The organism is Acinetobacter sp. BZX-2, assembly GCF_055179795.1.
The window spans coordinates 2,605,225-2,624,731 of sequence record NZ_CM143686.1 but is presented as its reverse complement, the minus strand read 5'-3'; the positions used below and the strand labels follow the sequence as shown (position 1 = coordinate 2,624,731).

Annotated in this window: 13 protein-coding genes and 2 pseudogenes; 9 read left to right on the top strand and 6 right to left on the bottom strand. The window is 35.0% G+C overall.

Features of this window, described 5'->3' with window-relative positions:
* Window positions 1–19: 19 nt before the first annotated feature.
* The gene (locus tag ACY45D_RS12340) at window positions 20–1,855 is read right to left on the bottom strand and encodes a UvrD-helicase domain-containing protein (RefSeq protein ID WP_463107014.1); all 1,836 of its coding nucleotides are present in this window, start codon (window positions 1,853–1,855) and stop codon (window positions 20–22) included.
* Window positions 1,852–3,972 (bottom strand): ATP-dependent nuclease, encoded by a 2,121-nt coding sequence (locus tag ACY45D_RS12335; RefSeq protein ID WP_463107013.1) that lies wholly within the window; start codon window positions 3,970–3,972, stop codon window positions 1,852–1,854. Before ACY45D_RS12335 ends, ACY45D_RS12340 begins: the two co-directional genes overlap by 4 nt.
* A gap of 515 nt (window positions 3,973–4,487) precedes the next feature.
* Here ACY45D_RS12335 and ACY45D_RS12330 point away from each other — a divergent pair.
* Entirely contained in the window at window positions 4,488–5,501 is a 1,014-nt protein-coding gene (locus ACY45D_RS12330; protein WP_463107012.1) for a hypothetical protein, read from the top strand.
* 9 nt (window positions 5,502–5,510) lie between these two features.
* Here the strand turns inward: ACY45D_RS12330 and ACY45D_RS12325 are convergent.
* Together ACY45D_RS12325 and ACY45D_RS12320 are read right to left on the bottom strand one after the other, a co-directional pair.
* A pseudogene (locus tag ACY45D_RS12325) lies at window positions 5,511–6,641 on the bottom strand (IS3 family transposase).
* A 260-nt stretch (window positions 6,642–6,901) separates the two neighbouring features.
* Entirely contained in the window at window positions 6,902–8,179 is a 1,278-nt protein-coding gene (locus tag ACY45D_RS12320) for a tyrosine-type recombinase/integrase (protein ID WP_463107011.1), read from the bottom strand.
* Between the two features lie 734 nt (window positions 8,180–8,913).
* Between ACY45D_RS12320 and ACY45D_RS12315 the strand changes: the two genes are divergently transcribed.
* The 3 genes from ACY45D_RS12315 to ACY45D_RS12305 are packed head-to-tail and all read left to right on the top strand — an operon-like array spanning window position 8,914 to window position 11,217.
* On the top strand, window positions 8,914–9,837 hold the full coding sequence (locus ACY45D_RS12315) for a metal-dependent hydrolase (protein WP_463107010.1): 924 nt from the start codon (window positions 8,914–8,916) through the stop codon (window positions 9,835–9,837).
* Between the two features lies 1 nt (window position 9,838).
* A complete protein-coding gene (locus ACY45D_RS12310; protein WP_463107009.1) occupies window positions 9,839–10,747 on the top strand; it encodes an alpha/beta fold hydrolase in 909 nt (302 codons plus the stop codon).
* A gap of 23 nt (window positions 10,748–10,770) precedes the next feature.
* Window positions 10,771–11,217 (top strand): SRPBCC family protein, encoded by a 447-nt coding sequence (locus ACY45D_RS12305; protein ID WP_463107008.1) that lies wholly within the window; start codon window positions 10,771–10,773, stop codon window positions 11,215–11,217.
* 110 nt (window positions 11,218–11,327) lie between these two features.
* Here ACY45D_RS12305 and ACY45D_RS12300 read toward each other — a convergent pair whose 3' ends face one another.
* Window positions 11,328–11,612, bottom strand: a complete 285-nt coding sequence (locus tag ACY45D_RS12300) for a putative quinol monooxygenase (protein ID WP_463107007.1) — start codon at window positions 11,610–11,612, stop codon at window positions 11,328–11,330.
* A 527-nt stretch (window positions 11,613–12,139) separates the two neighbouring features.
* Between ACY45D_RS12300 and ACY45D_RS12295 the strand changes: the two genes are divergently transcribed.
* A complete protein-coding gene (locus ACY45D_RS12295; protein WP_463107006.1) occupies window positions 12,140–12,847 on the top strand; it encodes a YoaK family protein in 708 nt (235 codons plus the stop codon).
* Between the two features lie 152 nt (window positions 12,848–12,999).
* Here ACY45D_RS12295 and ACY45D_RS12290 read toward each other — a convergent pair whose 3' ends face one another.
* Complete coding sequence (locus tag ACY45D_RS12290; protein WP_463107005.1) at window positions 13,000–13,284, bottom strand: GNAT family N-acetyltransferase; 285 nt, start codon at window positions 13,282–13,284, stop codon at window positions 13,000–13,002.
* A gap of 215 nt (window positions 13,285–13,499) precedes the next feature.
* On the opposite strand from ACY45D_RS12290, the gene ACY45D_RS12285 reads away from it, so the two are divergent.
* The 4 genes and pseudogenes from ACY45D_RS12285 (at window position 13,500) to ACY45D_RS12270 (ending at window position 19,507) form a co-directional block, all read left to right on the top strand.
* Complete coding sequence (locus ACY45D_RS12285; protein WP_463107004.1) at window positions 13,500–13,631, top strand: hypothetical protein; 132 nt, start codon at window positions 13,500–13,502, stop codon at window positions 13,629–13,631.
* Window positions 13,632–13,644: 13 nt separating this feature from the next.
* Window positions 13,645–15,177: a hypothetical protein gene (locus ACY45D_RS12280; RefSeq protein WP_463107003.1), complete on the top strand. Its 1,533-nt coding sequence runs from the start codon at window positions 13,645–13,647 to the stop codon at window positions 15,175–15,177.
* Window positions 15,178–15,203: 26 nt separating this feature from the next.
* Window positions 15,204–16,148 carry a hypothetical protein gene (locus ACY45D_RS12275; RefSeq protein WP_463107002.1) on the top strand — a complete coding sequence of 315 codons (945 nt, stop codon included), beginning with the start codon at window positions 15,204–15,206 and terminating at the stop codon, window positions 16,146–16,148.
* Between the two features lie 589 nt (window positions 16,149–16,737).
* Window positions 16,738–19,507 (top strand): annotated as a pseudogene (locus tag ACY45D_RS12270) (RHS repeat-associated core domain-containing protein).

Here is a 19,507-nt window from a genome sequence, read left to right as displayed (position 1 = left end):
TCAATTATCTCCACTAAGTTTAAGAGATTTCAATTTGTTCTGGTAATAGTAGACCACTAGAAATAAGCTCGCGTTTTGCCATTTCAGGATTTGGCGTAAAGAAAATAACTCGTAGTTCTTCTAAAGCCCTAGAAAACGCTACATAAGCTAGTTTCTCCCCCCGAGATTTTTGACCTGATGTAGGGGATCCAGATATATTTGGTGTTAATATTTTCCCAAAATTGTAATTATTCCAGCTTGCTTCTACATCGTCATAAACAACCAAAACTTTAGGATATTCCTCACCTTTAACTCCATGTTGAGTACTATAAGATGAATTTTTAGCAATAAATGTTGCATATGCATCTATCTCACTTGTGTTCATTTGAAATAATTGATCTAGCAACCAGTCTTCTTTTTCTTGTTCGTGAATTTCTTCATCATATATTTCAGTTCTAGGTGGTCGTTGTAAATGTTCCATTAGCCTTTCAGAAATATTAATGATTTTTTCCGTAACACAAAATTCTAGAATTTTTTTTATATTAGAGGAATTCCAATAATTTTCTAATTCTGAAATTAATGAATTAGAGTGATCGATCATTACTTTTAAACTTTTTGATGCATTTAGCCCATCGATATAAAATGCTGGACTGTTATTTCTAAGGATATCAATTACATCACGATAATTATACTTGTTTTTAGCAGTGATTAGAGGGTAAATTATTGATATAATAGGCTTTAATGCAAAGTGTTCACCAGATTCAAAAGCATCTTCAGATCGAGATGACGAAAAAGGCCCATTAAACAATTTATTTAATTCGGAAAATCCCATCCTTCTTGCAATCATTTGCCTTACTAGAAATAATTTAACCACATTATCTTGATTACTCCAGCCCCATTCTTCAAGAGCAGTATCCATTTTTAATAAAGCTCGAGTAACTTGATCCTCAGAATATTTTTTTCTTGGCATTTCTGGAGTTTCAGTTTGGATCAGTCGAAAGATCACGCTTCCTTCAACTTCTTTATTTTGCCCAGCTGGATATTGAGAAACATCTTTACGAAATGAATTTAAAAGGCGAATAACGCTTTCTGAACAACGGAAATTTTCTGTTTTTTTAATGATTTTACCATTGGCTGGAGGTGAGAAATTTCCGGCACTATCATCATAAATTTGTTGCCATGGATCACCAAAATATCCGACTACTGGCACACCATCTTCGGCACATACCAAATTAATACCTTCAATAATACCTAAATAGGTATCTTGGGCTTCATCTATAAAAATATATGGAAATTTAAGCCCTAATATTTTCCTAAAAGTCTGATTTTGTTGTAAAAGAATAATGGAGATTTCAATAATATCATCGTGGCTTAATTGGCCTGTACTATAATTGCTGAACTGGTTATCAGAATAATTAAAGTTATTAACTGTATCAATTTTTGATAATTCTAATTCAAGTTGATGAGTTTTTTTTCTCGCTTTTATAGCTATTTGGCTGTTACCACCATTATCTTTTGACTTCGTATTTTCTATTAAAATTGGTAAATAAGCTTCTTTAAGTACCTTACGTATATCTGATTGAAAAGTTTTTATGAGATTCCATAAAAAGCTATGTAATGTTGATATGGTGTAAAGATCATCAAATCCTAAACGTGACTTAATTACTTCTACAGCTCGCTTTGTATAAGTAATACATGCAATAGACTGTCCATTTTGACGAAGGTTTTTGCCTTCATTTTCCCGTATCTGTTTTAATGCATCTACTAAAGAACTAGTTTTTCCAGAACCTGCACCAGCAATTAGAGCAAAATTCTGATGGTTGGCCAAACAAGTTTTAATTTCATCATCAGCTGTTGTTTCAATTCTATTTATCATGCTTGTTCAATCTCGTCCAACGTGACTATATTTTGCGGTATTTCTAAAATTTGTGTTGGACCGCAAAGTTTATTTTCTAGCCACAATAAACCATCAACTATATACTTTGGCGATATCCAAACAGTGCTACAAGCTAGTAAATCCATAGCAAAATCTGTTTTTTTAAAACTATCAGTACGAATTCTTTCATAAATTTCGTTATATGCTGAATCGAGACAGTCAGGAATAGTAATTCCAATTGACAATTCATTTGAATGAAGTAATCCAAAATTTTCATATGCAATGGCTTCCTCTAAAGTACGAGGAAGCATATTTTTTTGATTGTTATTGTGATTAACTAAAATATTAGTTTGGAAAGCTACATACCTATCTCTTTCATCATGTATTTTGTTCTGCGGTGGAATTGCCATTAACTCTGCAATTGTTTTAATTCCATAAAAATGCTTTAAAGATGCATTTGATGTTCGAGCACCTACCGTATTAGCATGACAGGCTGATGGGTACCCTACTGGAACTACAGAATCAATATCTGTTATGACGAGATAAGGTATCTTTAAAAATTCTAGCAGTCCTTCAAATCGATGAGCATAAGCACCTCCGACTTCAAGTATTGTTAAGTATGTAGATTTTAATCTAGCAGCTGAAGACTCAATAATTGATGGTAAAAGTAGTTTCTCAACCGCTCCTTCTATTAAAATTGCTGCGTCTGAAAAGAATAAATCACAGTGGGTTAGTCGTAAATATTTTTTAAGGAAAGCAATGGATTCCTCAGGAGAAATTTGGTCTCCTGATTCTTGTGTAATAATTTGAGGTTGGAATGATCTTAAACTCATTACATTTGAAACATTTCGAATACCTGTTTGGTTTGTTTGTCGCGTTGTATAAGATCGTTGAAAGTATCTGACTTTTTCAAAATCTATTGCATCAATAATATGCGATGAATGGGTGGTTACGACTATTTGAGGTACTAAATGTGCTTGATCTAGTGATTCAACTGATTCCTTAATTACATTCCATATGTTAGCTATAAATGATTGTTGAACTTGAGCATGAAGGTGTACCTCTGGTTCTTCAATAAAAATAAGTAAACATAAAGGACGATTTAGAGGAATTATTAACCATTGGGAGTGGAAATGCCTTGTTTGAATCGCCATAAATATTAGGTTTTTGAAACCTAATCCATTATAAAGTTCAGGTAAATCATGTCCTTGGTTTGGATCTATATATATAAGTTCAGTATTACCTCGTAGTGCGGATTCGGGGCTTAATGAAGAGATAATTCGAAGCTCTCTATCGTTAACTGATGGAATTCCTAAGCCCTTAATTAAGTTCATTAAGGGGGAGAATTGAGTTTCATAATGAGCAGTTAATTGTTTATTATTATTATTGATAACCTCATGTGCTTCAGCAGCATAATTTGATTGTTCAAGATTTTTTTTATAGAAGGATGCAAATGCAGTTGAAAGGCGATTACTGCGATTGCTATCATCATCATTGATATTTCTTTGAGCATCTACAAATTCAACTTTTATTAACTGACTAACTAATTTTTTTGCATCATTGCGATCTAAAAGTGTAGCAGTTTCTATAATTTCACTATCCTCATTTTCTTTTTTTTCTAATGAATAATAGTCTGTAGAAAAATAATGATTTAACTTTTTATAAATTGCTAAAAATTGAAACAATGATTTCGCCCGATTACCAGTTTGTTCAATAGGGTAGGCTGCTTCATAGTCCTCTTTTAATTTATTGGGATTTTCAATTGTATAGGTCATCCTTAATCCAACTTCAGTAAAGTCGGAAAGATGGGGTAGTAGGGTAAAAACTCGCCCAAAAGCAATTGTGTTGGGGTCTATTGAAAACCAAAGGTCAAGTATGATTTCTGGCAATAAAGAAGGATCGTTGCTATGTAAAAAAGACTCGAAATCAGCAACTCTACTAGCTGAAATATCATAAATTTTGAAATTAGTGTCTCCTAGAAAACACTTAAAAATTGCAGTTGCGGATGTTTTTCCACTATTATTTGGACCAACAAAAATAGTTTCTTTGTCTTCTATATCTATTGTTACATTTTCTAATCTTCTAAAATTTTGGATAGTAATTTTCTTTAACTTCATATAGCCCCCGTGATGCTATTAAAAATATAAGAATTAAATTTTGCTTCATAGTAACCTTAAAATGAAAAAAGAGTTCATAAATTATAAAAAAAATAGGGGTTTAAATATTTTACTTTAGTCTAATAAAAGTTCTATAAATAACAATAATATTAAGCCCTTATGTTTAGCAAGATATGCTTTTCGTAAATAACAAGTTTTCACTTCATCTAGTAACTTATGGACAATTACATACACAATTTAATGTATGGATTCCAGCAACCTGATTGTTCATGAGACAAAGGCCAATAGATTGCTCTTCTGCTTCCATTTATTTTTTAGAAATATATAGACCTGTTTTTTAAAAATCACTTCTTGCCATTCCGCCAAAAGAAATTTACCAAAATGATTGGTAACTGAATAGCCACCAAAAATTTAGACACAGTTCTTTATGCGTCATTTAATGGCGTACTTTAGTTGACTATATTAACTTAACCTTATAGTTTTAATCGATTAGTAGAATTTTAAGTAGAACGTATATGACAAGAGGCCTCTATAATTCAATACAGGAAATGCCTGAGTATAATAATGCTGAGAAAAGGTGGCACATTACAATAGACTCATCATACTTTCTTTGGTATGACTTGATTATTGATCCACCATTTGATGAAGCTAAAAATGAGCTTAAAGAAATGCTGAATAATTTCAAAGAGTATGTTGAATCAAGTAATGAAAAAAGATTTATCTATTTTGTCACTTCACGAAAGAAAGTTCGTTTCAATGTAAAAATGCAACCCAAATTTTCCTTCTTTGATAGACGAAAGTTGACTATTTATTTTTTAATAGGAAATAAAGACAAAAGGAAAATTGAAATTTATTTCCCAAGGGAAATTCCGACTAACATTACTGTAGATGAAAAGTTTATTTATTTTCATAGTGAAGTTTCTGAATCTATAGCTTATCCCATTCATTATTTTCTAAGAGAGTATGGGATCAATTTGGGAATTGTAAGTGAAGTACATTATGTTGGTATAACTGAAGACCCAGTAGGGCGGGCATTAGGCTTGAAACATAGAGGCTTGACAGAGATACTTTATAAAGTACCTACATCAGAAAATGATATTTTTTTAACAGTTAATACATTCAAAGTTGGATCATTTACCAAAATTGAAGAGAGAAACATAGATATAATATCAACTAACTCAATGATTTATGATATCCCTTTAGACAAGGAAGGTTTACTTATTGAGAAAGCACTAATTTATTATTTCAATTCTAAATTTCAAGAGGTTGATAAGAATGCTTGGGGTGAGTTTAGAAATCTTCTAACAATGATGAAAAAGAAGAAAAATATTTGTTTGGTATCCTTTCATCTGGAAATTAACGACACAAATGAATATGACATAATGGGCTCTAGAGATGTAGAAGCAAATATATCTCATTCATTTTTATGGAAATTAGGAGAGACAGAACCTGAATTAAAGAAATTTAATTCTGAAATAGATCTTTTGGAGTATACGAAGGTTTTAAGCAGAGATTTGAGTTCTGTTTAAATAGTGATCCTAGACAGTGTTGTGGACAGCCAATCCCTCTAAATTCTTAAAATATTTCTGTTCAAAGGCTCTGGACTTAACCAGTCATTTGCAGAATGCCTTCTAATTCGATTGTAGTAAACTTCAATATATTCAAACAAGACAGCATTTGATTCTTTTCGGGTAGTAAACACACTCCCGTGTACCACATGACCTTTAAATGTATGAAAGAAGCTTTCTGTCACCGTATTATCCCAGCAGTTTCCTCGTCTAGACATGCTTTGAATGTAGTTATTCGTCATCAATAGCGCTCTAAAGTCACGACTACAGTACTGTGAGCCTTGATCCGAATGCACCATGATGCCCGTTGGATAGCCCTGAGAGCCATTGCATAATTAAATGCATCACACATCAATTGACGGTCTATTCGATGGCTGGTTTGCCAACCCACAATACGACGACTGAATAAATCCAGCATCACGTATAAGTACAACCAACCTTCTTTGGTGTGGATATACGTTATATCGGTTGTCCAAATTCTATTTGGCCGAGTGACTGTAAACTGGCGATCTAACAAATTCGGTGCCGTCGGCAAACGATGATTTGAATCAGTTGTATGCTTATATTTGCGGGAAATCTTGCTGCGTAAACCAAGCTTTTTTAGCATCCTTCCAACTGTACGTTCACTCATGCAGTAACCTAAATCATGCATGTCGTGCACCAATGAAGGTGCTCCTAGGCGAGCATGGTGTTGCCAATATACAGCTTTTAAATCAGTGTACTTTAGATTAACGTAAATCTGTCTCTTTCGCCAAGCATAGTAGCCCGAAGCGCTAACACCTAGGCATTTACAGGCAGAAGAAACCGTAATTTCAGTCATAGCTAGATCTTGAATTACGTGTACTTTTCTTGGCATGATCTGTCAGGAAGTACACATGCGTCTTTTTTAAAATATCATTGGCTTCCCTGAGCTGTTTGACTTCTTTCTCTAGATCAAGAATCTTGCGCAATATATTGCTCATGTTCTGGTGAAAGTTGGCATTTGCTTGAACCTGTTGGGTTAGCTTCACGAATCCACTTATCTAATGTTGAATAGCCGACCCCTAATTTCTGGGCGATTGCAGCTAAAGAATCATGAGAATTCGAAAGTGCATAATCTATTGCTTACTGTTTAAATTCTGGACTAAAGCGTTTAGCCATTTTAGAGTTTATTTATGGGTTTTATCGAAAAACATTAAGGCAAAAAAAATTTATGAAAGTTTAGGAGTGAGTCATGATATTAATTGTAAAAAGGAAATAATATATGAAGATATTTGTTTTCAAGAAGAAATGTATTACTTAGATATTTAATAGCAAATAAAAATTCATTTATTGATGCAGTAGTATATTCAATATTTAGACTTTTTATGATAAATTTTACTTTAATTAATAAAAACTACTAAAAATTCAGCCCAGTCAGCCATTAAGCCTTTTCGTTTTTCCAAATAAGCTCCGCGTAAATAAGCAGCTTCTACTTCATCAGGAAGTTTATGTGCTAATACATGCTCACAAACTTCACGTGGGTAGTCAGTTTTGTCTGCTGACCAATCACGAAAAGTAGAGCGGAAACCATGTGTTGTAATTACTCGATTTTGTTTAGGGTCAATATAGCCTAAGCCATTTTCTTTAAACTTTTGCTCATTCATCCGCTTAATCAAAGCCGTTAGGGACATATCAGAAAGCATGCCACCACCACGAGGTGCAGGGAAAATATAGTCCTGTGATTGTGCACCAGCCTGAATAGACTTCAATAATTCAATAGAAGGTTCTGAGAGTGGAACACGATGCTCTTTTTCAGCTTTCATGCGCTCTTTAGGAATAGTCCAGACTTTATTTTTAAAATCAATTTCTTGCCAAGTTGCTCCAAAGATTTCACCCGAACGACAAGCCGTTAAAATTGCAAATTCCAGTGCCTTGGGAGAAATACCATCTTTCTGACGAAGGTGCTGAACAAATTCTGAGACTCGTTCATAAGGCAGGGAGGGATGAGGACGTGATATCTGTTTTAAATTACCTAGAATAGGTTCTAAGTTACCTTTCCATTCGGCAGGATTATCACCTTCAAAATATTCCATGGCTTTGGCATAATCAAAAATGGTTTCAATACGGCCACGGAGTCGTTTAGCCGTTTCATTTTTCTCAGTCCAAATGGGTTCCAAAACTTTGGCAATATCGACTTTATTTATTGAGCCAATCACACGGTCACCTAAAGTTGGATAAATAAAAGTCTCTAATGTAGTCGACCATTGAGCAATATGTTTCTGATTTTTCAATTCACGCGATTTATTAGCAATCACAATCTGAGCACATTCACGAAAAGTTCGAGCATGAAGTTTTTGAATACGTAAAGCTTGAAGCTGATCTTGCTTTTGCTGAATAGGATCAATTCCATTTCGGATTTGAGCTTTCATTTCTTGAGCTTTGGTTCTTGCTTCAGCGAGTGACACTTCTGGATAAGAACCTAAACCAATATCACGGCGATGAATTTGCTGTTTACCATTATCATCAAAACGTTGACCTACAACCACACGTAAAACCCAAGCACGAGAATCATTCACAATACGTAGATGCAAGCCATCTACACCGCCGACAGCATGCCTACCATTTTCTTTGATTTTTGCTACACTGAGTGCAGAGAGTTCTTTGGCTTTCTTAGGCATAGGGTTATTCCTGTCCCACATAATAACCCACATAGAATATTGGAAACGGTCGGATTAGGCAAGACGTGATTGGAATGGTTTTATTTTAAGTTATTGAAAGATAGATTTATGTTGGATTGGTTTGGACTACATAAAACAAGTGTTATACGGACACCGCTTCCGCCAAATATCTAAATAAGCCCTTGTATTTGCAAGGGCTTATTTTTTATCTGTGCTTTTACCCCTCTAGTTACCCCACATTAAATTCTGAATTAAATAAAATCCAAAACAACATATTTGACGTGTTCGGGTTTCAGTTGAGTTTAAATAAAAATAAATATAGTTATAAAAGAATATGCTTGTTTGAAATATGTGCTTTATAGGAGATCTCTATCGATTGACATAAAGACGGCGTGCAAGCCTTTAATAAAGGCTTAAAGTTCATGGGTATAATTGCTAACTGCCAAGACTGATGTCAATCATTCTAATGATCTCTACATTCATAAACGGTATATTGAATAATGATGAAGCTTACTGACGATATATCGAATAAATATAAAAGATTTAAGGCTCTGTTGGTAAAGAGCTTTAGTTTTTTGTTCTATACATTTTTGAAAAATAATCCTTTGAAATTTCTGTGTACTTATAAATTTGACCTTAATTGACAATAGTCAGGATTTCTATGCTATTAAAAGTTCCAAAAAGGAACTTATTATTAAAAAGATAATTTACTGTATATCAGAGCGAAAAATAATATGCATACAGCACCTTTTTCAAAAACGTATTGGCCATTATTTCCACGTAAAGTGAGTTTTGATTGGACTGAAACGCCATTACATTGGATTCCACAATCGCCCTTATCTAGTCATGCCATTAATCATTTTAGTTTTTCTTTAGTCCGCGGCGAATACTTTTTCTGTCGTATGTTTAATAAAGCCTTACCTTTTATTCATGACGAAAAATTGAAAGCGGATGTGCAGGTTTTTATTCGACAAGAAGCGATTCATGCTCAGGCGCACAAAGAGTCGATTGAACTCTATTTACAACGTTATGGTGTGGATATTGAAAAACAATATGAAACAGTCATTCAACTTTTTGATTATGCTTTGGCAGACAAACCTTTTGGTCTGAAATTACCTCAATTTCTGCAAAAACAATGGTTAGTAGCACGTGTTGGTATTGTCGCTGCCGCAGAGCATTACACCTGTGCATTGGGCAAATTTGTACTGGAAAATGCACATTGGGAAGAAAAAGGATGTAATCCAGAAGTTAGTGATCTATTTACATGGCATTGTGCTGAAGAAGTTGAACATCGTGCAGTTGCTTATGATTTATATCAATATTTGGCAAATAATAACTATGCAATGCGCTGTTTTATTATGTTGTTGGTGATTCCTTCTTTAACCGCGTTGATGGTGAAGGGGACTGTGAATTTAGCTGCAACTGACCCGTTAATGCCAAAATCACAAAAACGTTTAATCGGTATCGGATTTTGGAAAGAATGGGCGGCTGCAAGTAAGCAAAATCTAATTCCAAGTTTATCTTGGTTTATTACAACCTCAGGCAGCTTTTTTAAACCTGATTATCATCCAATTTATGAAGCATCTACCCAAATGGCCTTGGATTACATTAACAACTCAGCTGCTGTTAAAGCATTTGAACAGAAATTGGTTTCTTAATATGAATAAATCTCCAGTAAAAACACAAAGAATAATTGATGCTGATGATGTTCAACTCTCAATTTATGAATGGGGGAAAAGTTCCCCGCAGTTACAAACCATTATTTTAATTCATGGTTATCCTGATGATGCAAGTGTATGGAACATGTTGGTAGATCAATTGGCGCTGACCCACCATGTGGTGGCGTATGATGTGCGGGGAGCTGGTTTGTCTAGTGCACCATTTTCAAGTAAAGGTTATCGTTTTGAATATTTAATTGCCGATCTTGATCATGTGATTCGTGCTGTAAGTCCAAATCAAAAAGTACATTTAGTTGGACATGATTGGGGTGCATTGCAAGGTTGGGAAGCCGTTTTTGATCAAAACATTCAAGAGAAAATCCAAAGTTATACAACACTTGCACCAAGTCTTGATCATGTTGGAATGTGGTTTCATCAACAAATACGCAGTTTGCAGCCTCGACAACAGCTTCTTGCAGTAAAACAACTCTTTTCATCAAGCTATATGGCTTTTTTTAACGTACCAATCATTCCTGAATTAAGTTGGAAAACTGTATTGGCCAAAAGATGGACTTCTCTACTGACTATTTTAGAAAAAATAGAGGTTGATTCTCCTCCGCATCAATTGAGAAATGGAGTAAATGGTTTAGCGTTATATCGTAAGAATTTAATCAAAAGCTTAATTTCCCCTAAAGTCAGAACAACAAATGTCCCAATACATCTCATATCGATGAGCAATGATCCGTTTGTACCACAGCATTTCTTAATTGGTTTAGAAAAAAATGTGGATACACACTTTCATCGAACAGATATTGCCGCAGGGCATTGGGGAATATTGAGTCAGCCACATGCAATTGCAGACTCAATTATCCAATTTGTTCAACAATTTAAGCTTACTCGTGCTATTTAAAATGATGAAAATGGATGATAAAAATGTCAGAAGTTAAAATTCAACTTAAAATTAAGCTTCCTCCTGAGCAAGTATTCGATGTTTTTACTCATCATGAAAGCTATCAAAAAGTTCCACTGGTTTTAAATGCTAGATTGTTGAAGCAAGGAGACGTGTTCCCTTCAAATGGTAAACATGCAGTGCGTGAAATTCGTTTTGTTGGTGGTTCACTCAAAGAGGTTGTGACAGATCTGCAATATCCACTTTATTGGGATTATCTTTTCTTAAAATGGCCATTACCAGTTCAGCATTTGGGTGGTCGTATGCAGTTTGAACCTATTGAAAATGGAACATTGTTGACATGGTCTACACGTTATAATTCTTCTCGTTTGCCAAAAGTGTTATGTAAATCGATTGATTATTCAACGAGAGTATTTTTACTTTTTGCAGCAAAAGCATTGGCTAAAATTGCATTCAAAAGAGCCCAATAACTTTAAAATCAAGTGTATCGGATTAAGCCTATTTAGGTTGAATATTGAATATCACAACATAAAACTATAAAAAGCGCAGGCTAAGTACTGCCCTTTTATGATTTCTGAGACTAGGCTTTGACTAACCGTTTAAGCATATGTGAAAAGAGCACACTTTCAACATTTTGCATACCATTTGCTTGAAATTGTTGAATATGTGGACCGTGATGGTGATGCTGTTCTCTGGCTTCTACAGATGCCCAATGTTCATAAAATACAAATAAACCTGGATCATCTAAATCCTCAAACAGTTCATAAGTTACATTTCCACCTTCATGACGAGAAGGCTCTACAACTGCCATGATGTCTTGTTTTAATCCAGCTTCCTTTCCTGCTTTTGCTTTAAGCCTAACCACAATAAATAGCTCACTTATTTAAGCCCTCCTGTGAAAGGTAGAATAAAATTGACTAGAATTTATTTTATTCAGGTCTTTCAGAAGCGAATTGAAGGCCAGCTGTACCCCTGTTTTAATAAACAAATTCATAAACTGGGGCACTGATGTGCTTTAAAATTATAGGAGACTTATACTTAACCTGAAATCATCAGCTTCACTATTAATTGTATTTATTGGTTTATTAAGAAATGTAATTGGTGAGTAGTTAATAGATGACAGGTTCAATTACACAGCTCATACTTGATAGAGGTGAATTCTTCTTCAATCTGTCTACAAAGCCCAAAGCAGAGATTGATTAACGGTTATATTTATTTTTACCAAGCATATTTAGCTTTGCTTTTGGTTGTGTAATTGCAGCAATTGTATATAAATTGCATTTCCATGAGTGTTTACCGTTCTACCGATTTTATTGATTTTGACTTATATCTATAGAGGAAATTACAAAAGAGCGTAATTTCTGTATGAATCAATGTATTTAGGATTTAAAAATGGAAAATATAGAAATGGCTAAACCCAAAGGATTTTGGAGTATTTGCCGAGATCCAATTTTATTGACTATTGTAGGTGGTGCAATTGATACGATTGGTTTTATTGCTTTATTTGGTTTTTTTACTGCCCACGTCACTGGAAACTTAGTTATAGCTGGTGCTGCTTGGGTGAACGATGGCTCAGGTATTTGGATTAAACTTGGCGCAATTCCATTATTTATTTTAACTGTTGCTATTACCAAATATTGGATTGACCGTAGTACTCAAAGACACATTGCTTTAAGTTATTTATTCTTAGGAGAAGCACTTTTTTTAACAGGCTTTATGGTTGCAGGGCTGTATTTTGAACCCTTTAAAGATGCCAATAGTGTGACTGTTGCAATTACAGCAGGTTTAGGTTTAATTGCTTTAGCGATTCGAAATACATCAAGCAAAACTTTAATTAAACACATTAGTCCAAGTACGATGATGACAGGCAATACCACACAGTTTGGGATTGATATCACAAATTATTTAAGCAATAAAAATGATGATAACAAAGAGAAATTGCTACATAGCTTGAGTATTGTCAGCGGCTTTGTGATCGGAGCATTTTTAGGTGCATTTTTATATGTGCATTTAGAATTTTGGAGTGTTGCATTTTTTATTATTCCAGTGCTGTATTTATCTTATCTCGCTGCAAATAAGAAATTTGTTGAACCAGATTAGGAATAATAAGATGAATAAATGTCACTTAGAAGCAAGGGGTATTGGAATTCTAGCAATGAGTACTGTGTGATGCTGCTATAAATAAAAACTCCTAAGGGCAGTGCTTGACCTACCCTTAAAAGAATTACATCTAAATTTATTAAATAAGGCTTTTAGGGACGTAAAACATCACGTATAGAGGCATCTTTGTCAAAAACTGATTTAGAAAAAGGGCACAATGGAATGACTTTTACATTTTTAGCGCGAACAAAAGCGACCAATTCATCAAGGAGCTTTCTTCCAAGGCCTTGACCTTTATATTTTTCATCTACATCTGTATGGTCGATGATTAATAATTGCTCACCAGCCCATGTATAAGCCATTTCTGCAATTTGAACGTCATTGTCGAACATGATAAAAGATCCGTGTTTATTATCATCAGTTTGTCGAATTTGCATGGTAATACCTCTTACTATTTGTTTTGTGCTGTAGCGTATAATAACTTAATGTTACTTTATTTTGAGTATCATTTTTAAAGATAAGTTTAGGTATTGTAAATACCGATGTGATAAGAAAAACGAGTGATTCTACTCAATCTTATTTCATATAAGCAGATCATGTAATTTGTCGAGTCGTGATTAACCTACAATTAAATTAAGTTTGATGAGGGGAAATGGTCAAAGCACATCATGACAATGTCCCTGAAAAAGCGATAAAAGTGGAATATGAACAACAAGACTTCAAGGATGAGCCTTGGGACACTTATGATTCGGTTCTAGATCAATTGAATAATTTAAAAGAATAAATGGTTAAATAAAATGACAGATTTTTTACCTACAAAAAAAGATTTACTCAATGCTATGGCTGCAATTGCAGCTCCAGTAAATAAAACGGTCAAAAAGGGACAAGAAACACTTTCTGATATTGCTGAATGGTTATGGGTTGTTATTCAAGGGGATTTTGCAGAAGAACAAACGACGGCTCAAATTGTTACTGGAGCAGTTGTTTCAATGATTCCGTTTGTTGACCAAATTTGTGATGTTCGGGACATTTGCGCAAATGCACAAAAAATTAATGAAGATAAGGAAAATCCTTGGGGATGGATTAGCTTAATTCTAACATTAATCGGTTTATTCCCAGTATTAGGTTCCTTATTTAAAGGGATTTTTAAGGTTATTTTAGCACCTATCCGTCGGTTTATGCTTAGACCAACAACCAAAGCTTTAAAGTTTACAGGAGGAAATATCTATAGATTAGCTGAACCAGCAATAGAGAATGGTATTACAGAACTCAATAAGTTTTTAGCAAGACCAGCGGTAAAAAAGGCACTTAAACAAGCTAAAATCACCAATGTTTATAAGGCTACGGCCACTAAGCTACGAGAAGTAAAAGGGTTATTAACGAAAAAAGCGTTACTGGACGTTTTTGATAAACTGATTAAATATCTTAAAGAAACTGTAAATTTTATAGATAAATATGCAAGTAGAGGCGTAGCACTGAAAGCAAAGAACATGCTTAAAGTGGTTATGGATGTTCGAAATACAGCAAATAGCAAATTAGGTGAATTTATAGAACCTGTCCAAGTCTTTTTAGAAAGGCTTGCTATTCGTATAGATAAAGAAGGTGATGCTGCTTTTAAAGCTACGACGAATGTTAGGAATCTAACTCAATTAAGAAGAATTTCAGATAGTGAAGAATTGGAAGCATTTAGAAAAAAGAAACCGAATTGGGTTCATAAGGTACCAGAGAATGGGCAACTTCCCTTTCCTCAAGCAAAAAAAGACCCTAAAACTGCAAAAACACCATTACATCCAAGTTTAGGGACAGCCCAATTGGCTTTAAAAAGCGGGTATGGACATCCTCTAAAAGATGCATATAAGACTTTTGCACAGGGAGTTATAAAAGCTCAGGTTTTTAATGGAGGTGAAACATTAGTACGTGTACTCGCTCCAGGAAGCTTGGATAATAGTATTTGTTGGATGCGTAAATCTGAATTTGCAAAGTTAAAAAGTCGAGAGGAATGGAGAGACAAATTTGCTGTATGGGCAAGCTGGAACAATAATGGAGAATATCTTGAATATACTGTTCCAAAAGGGAACAAACTGTATGCATGGGAAGGAGCTGCAGCATCGCAGAAACGTGGCGAGTTCTATTTAAAAGGTGGTGGAACTCAGATTGTGCTTGATCCTAAAGATTTGATCTCATCTGGCTTAAGTAAACGTAAATTAACAGGCTGGGGGTACGGAACAGATACAATAATCGGAGATTTTTCAATCGTGGGTGTTCCTACACTAAAAAACCAAATGGGTGATTTTTCTTTAGCTCCACAGTTGGAACATAAACCGAAATAAAATGAGATAATGTACTGAGAATTGATATGAATTATATAATTAACTCTAAAGAAGCTTATTTACTGGAACAGTTTAGCTCACTTCATTTTTTTGAAGTGATGCATAATCACCATCGTTTATTTTTAGATGGTCTCGAAGAGTTGTTTGAAATTTATATGCATAACCTTCCTTATAATCTTAGAGATTTACCTTTGCCAGAACAGGCAGATATTAATTGGGGAGGGACGGTCTTGCCGAATTTAAGAGGTACGATGGATCGTATTGATTATGCATATATAAAAATAAAAGCAGGTGATTTTACATATCTTAATTGTGTGGGGGAAATTCGGTCAAATGATAAAGGCTTGAGCGAATTTTCTAAGCAATGGATGGATGATTTACCTTATGAAAAAGTCAGACAATGTTGGGATTATTATTCAATTGCCACAAGTTATGCATCAGTTATAGAAAATACATACCCAACAGATTGGGATATAGGCTTTCTTGAAAATGAATTTCCTGCTGCAGATATATTTCATGAAATTAATATTACTCTGCCAGATTCTTATCCAATTTATCGAGTCAATTCAGAGGAAAAAATCAAATCTAATGAAAAATTAAAAAAAACAGGTATTTATATTTCTGATGAAAAAAACCAAGCTTTAGTGTTTATGGCATCAAGTTTAGAAAAAGGTAGAGGTTCAGCAGCTGGTATAGGAGTACAAAATCCTGAAACTGGTGAATTTATTTATCATGATTGCATGTGGACTTTAGTAGAAAGAGTCGCTGATGAAGGTGGTTCAGTTGAGTCAACTCAAACTAAAAGATTAAAAGGTTATGCGGGGGATATTTGTCCGAAGTCCGGTAATTGGTGGAGTCCTGCAAATAGATCTCAATCACGTTATTTTGAACAAGGTCAAATTTTTCCAAAAATTGAAAATAATAGTTGGGGTGAGACGATTTGGTATTTAAAAGAAATGAATAAAGAATGATGCAAATTAATTGAGTAGATACATTGACCGTACTGGACGTGGGCAAAATATCCGTTATGAATCTGTGGAAGCAAGTGCCAAAGCTGTTGCAGAGTGGGCTGATGATGGTAGCTTTAAAACCCGTTTAGAGTGGCATCCACGGTTAAGGCAAGTGGCGGTCTATGATAGCGATGATGTGCCAACCTATTATTACTTTGACTTAGACGGTTTTACTTATCGCACTCGTTTAGCCGATGGCCGTGAATCATGGTTATCTCGAGATGGGCAAAAGCGTATTACCCGTCAAATAGATTTTACAGGCTTGGAAACAGAACAAATTTATAATGATCAAGACCAACTGATTAAAATTGTACAGCCGAATGGTGGAGTGATTCGCTTTGCTTATGATGAGCAAGGTAATTTAACTGAAACCAAAGACCCAGAAGGGCATATTTGGAAAAAAGAATATGATGCCAATGGTTTGGTCATTAAAGAAATCAACCCATTAGGTCATGCAACCCAATATAAATATAATAATGATCATCAGATTGTTGAAGTGACCGATGCCAAAGGTGGCTCTAAAAAAATTCAATATAACGATTTGGGGCAAATGGTTTCTTATACGGATTGCTCAGGAAAAAATACAGCTTGGCAATATGATGAAGATGGGACATTAACAGCGCAAGAATCTGCGGAAAGTCAAAATGTACAATATTTTTACAGTACGCAAGGCAGAGACAAAGGACAGTTACAAGCAGTCATTTACCCAGATGGTTTAACAGAACAATTTGAACATGATGAAGAAGGACGCTTACTTAAACATACCGACAGTAAAGGTTTAGTCACTGAATACAAATACAATGCGGTTGGGCTTTTGCAGCAACGGATTGATGCCAATAAGCATCAAATTGGTTACCAATGGGATAAACAAGGTCGTATCCTCAAACTGATTAATCAAAACCATGCAGAGTACCAATTTGACTATAACCGCTATGGTCAGTTGGTTCGTGAACAAGCCTTTGATGGTGAGGAAAAGTATTTTCACTACAATGATAATGGGCAGTTGTTTCAAATCCGACAACCGAATGTTTTAACGCAATTTGGCTATCATGCCGATGGACAAATTGCTTCCAAGACATATACCCATTTACAGACTCTACATAGCCAAACGGAAGAATTTGAATACAACCTCAATTATCAGTTGAGTCAGGCGAAAAATGCCGAAAGTCAGGTCGATTTTTATCGTAATGCACTTGGGCAATTGATGAGAGAACATCAGCACTACAAAGTAGCACAACTGACGCCACTCACAGCAGTGTTGCATTATGAATATGATGAATTGGGTAATCTTAGTAAAACCATCCGACCTGATGGGCAAGTGCAAACGAATTTAAGATATGGTTCAGGGCATACTTACGGAATTGCTTTTAATCAGCAAGATATGGTGGCATTTCAACGTGATGATTTACATCGTGAAACTGCTCGGATGTTAAGTAATGGTTTAATACAGACCAAGCATTATAACGATGTTGGCTTGTTGAGTTCACAAGTGATTCACCCTGAACAAGAAACAACAGACAGAACGCAATTGTATGCGCAACGTCATTATCAATACGACAAAAATTATCTTTTGACTCAAGTTGAGGACAGTCGTTTAGGTCAATTGAATTATCAATATGACCCAATTGGACGCTTGATCAAAACTCAAAGTTTACATAAGAGTGAAACTTTTACTTTTGACCCTGCTGGGAATTTGATTGACCCGATGGTTACGCAAACATCTACAGTGAAAAATAACTTGATTAAAAATTATCAAGGCAAACACTATAAATACGATGTACAGGGCAATGTGGTTGAAACCCGTCAAGCTGGAGAAATATTAAAGCTGACTTGGGATAATTTAAACCGTCTGATTCAAAGTGATCATAATGGTCAAATCACTGAGTATGGTTATGATGTTTTTGGACGACGTTTATATAAGAAAAATCATGCTGAAAACAGTCTGACACTCTTTGGTTGGGATGGTGACTTGATGATTTGGGAGTCCTACCAAAAGCAAGGCAATATACAAAGCAATCAAAAGCAAGAAAATCCTGATTATACAAAACACTATGTGTATGAGCCGAATAGTTTTGTGCCGTTATTACAAACAGGTTATGTAGGTTTTATCAGACTGATAGAGACGCCTGATTATGGTCAATACCAAACTATTCCGTATTCGGTTTATACAGACCCTATATGGACCACCGACAGTAGAAAGAATAGAGCTGAGTTAGAGCGAGTTGCTTTTTTACCACTGTGACCAAGTGGGTACACCGCACAGTTTAAGTAATGAGTTGGGTGAGTGTGTTTGGGAGATGACACAAGATACGTGGGGAACAGCTTTGGCAATCAAAGCTTCTGAGCATTTACTTGAGCAAACAAATCTGAGATTTCAGGGGCAATATTACGATAAGGAAACGGGCTTACATTATAACCGCTACCGTTATTACGAGCCGTATAGCGCACGATATGTGAGTAAAGATCCGATAGGGTTGTTTGGTGGATTAAATAACTCTAGTTATGTCAGTGATCCGAATCAATGGGTGGATCCGATGGGGTTAATGGCTGAGAAAAAGGATCCTTTTAGAATTCCTGTAAATGCGTCAGAATGGGTTAAACAGGAAAATGCAAGTTTAAAAAGACAGGTTGAAATATCAAAACAAAAAATTCGTGAAAATGAAACTGCAAAAAAAGCGGCACAGGAAAAGATTAGAGAGAAGAAACTAGATGATGAGGCAAAAAGAAAAAGTGCAGAAAATTTTTATAAAGATAATGTTTGTGGAAGTACTCCTAACTCTAGGCAACCAGGGAGAATGCGTTCAAGAGCGGTATTAGGCAATAAAGCTTATAGTCCTTATATATGTCCATCAAATGTTGATTATGCTATATGTTCAGTAGGACTGGGGTCTATATCTGGAGGTACGGTCGTTAATCTTCATGATGGCAGTGTGTATGCAGTTAAAGGAGGTAGTCTTTCTACTGTTGCATCAACAGCTACAGGTATTGTTAATCGTGGTAATAGAAGTACTTTAGAGTTTGGTAAATCGATTTTAAAAAATGTATCAGCTAAAGGCGGTGGATGTAGTTTTGGTAGTATTACTAATAAACCTAAAAACCAACCGCCTTCAGATTTTGTAAATGAATGGTTACCAGGTAGAGGATTTACTGTTACGTTTGGATTGTTAGGACTAACAGGTGGAGCAACTGTCCCAGAGAGTCAAAAGATATTTTCCTTAAGTAGTCAAATTGGATTGGAAAAAGGAGTTGGCACGACTGTCTTCGATTATTCCGAAACGGAAACAGGGAGTAAACCTCTTGAATTTAAATATGGTAAATGA

Coding starts and splice junctions, on each gene's coding strand:
- ACY45D_RS12340 (WP_463107014.1), bottom strand. CDS start 1,855: ATGATAAATAGAATTGAAACAACAGCTGATGATGAAATTAAAACTTGT.
- ACY45D_RS12335 (WP_463107013.1), bottom strand. CDS start 3,972: ATGAAGTTAAAGAAAATTACTATCCAAAATTTTAGAAGATTAGAAAAT.
- ACY45D_RS12330 (WP_463107012.1), top strand. CDS start 4,488: ATGACAAGAGGCCTCTATAATTCAATACAGGAAATGCCTGAGTATAAT.
- ACY45D_RS12320 (WP_463107011.1), bottom strand. CDS start 8,179: ATGCCTAAGAAAGCCAAAGAACTCTCTGCACTCAGTGTAGCAAAAATC.
- ACY45D_RS12315 (WP_463107010.1), top strand. CDS start 8,914: ATGCATACAGCACCTTTTTCAAAAACGTATTGGCCATTATTTCCACGT.
- ACY45D_RS12310 (WP_463107009.1), top strand. CDS start 9,839: ATGAATAAATCTCCAGTAAAAACACAAAGAATAATTGATGCTGATGAT.
- ACY45D_RS12305 (WP_463107008.1), top strand. CDS start 10,771: ATGTCAGAAGTTAAAATTCAACTTAAAATTAAGCTTCCTCCTGAGCAA.
- ACY45D_RS12295 (WP_463107006.1), top strand. CDS start 12,140: ATGGAAAATATAGAAATGGCTAAACCCAAAGGATTTTGGAGTATTTGC.
- ACY45D_RS12290 (WP_463107005.1), bottom strand. CDS start 13,284: ATGCAAATTCGACAAACTGATGATAATAAACACGGATCTTTTATCATG.
- ACY45D_RS12285 (WP_463107004.1), top strand. CDS start 13,500: ATGGTCAAAGCACATCATGACAATGTCCCTGAAAAAGCGATAAAAGTG.
- ACY45D_RS12280 (WP_463107003.1), top strand. CDS start 13,645: ATGACAGATTTTTTACCTACAAAAAAAGATTTACTCAATGCTATGGCT.
- ACY45D_RS12275 (WP_463107002.1), top strand. CDS start 15,204: ATGAATTATATAATTAACTCTAAAGAAGCTTATTTACTGGAACAGTTT.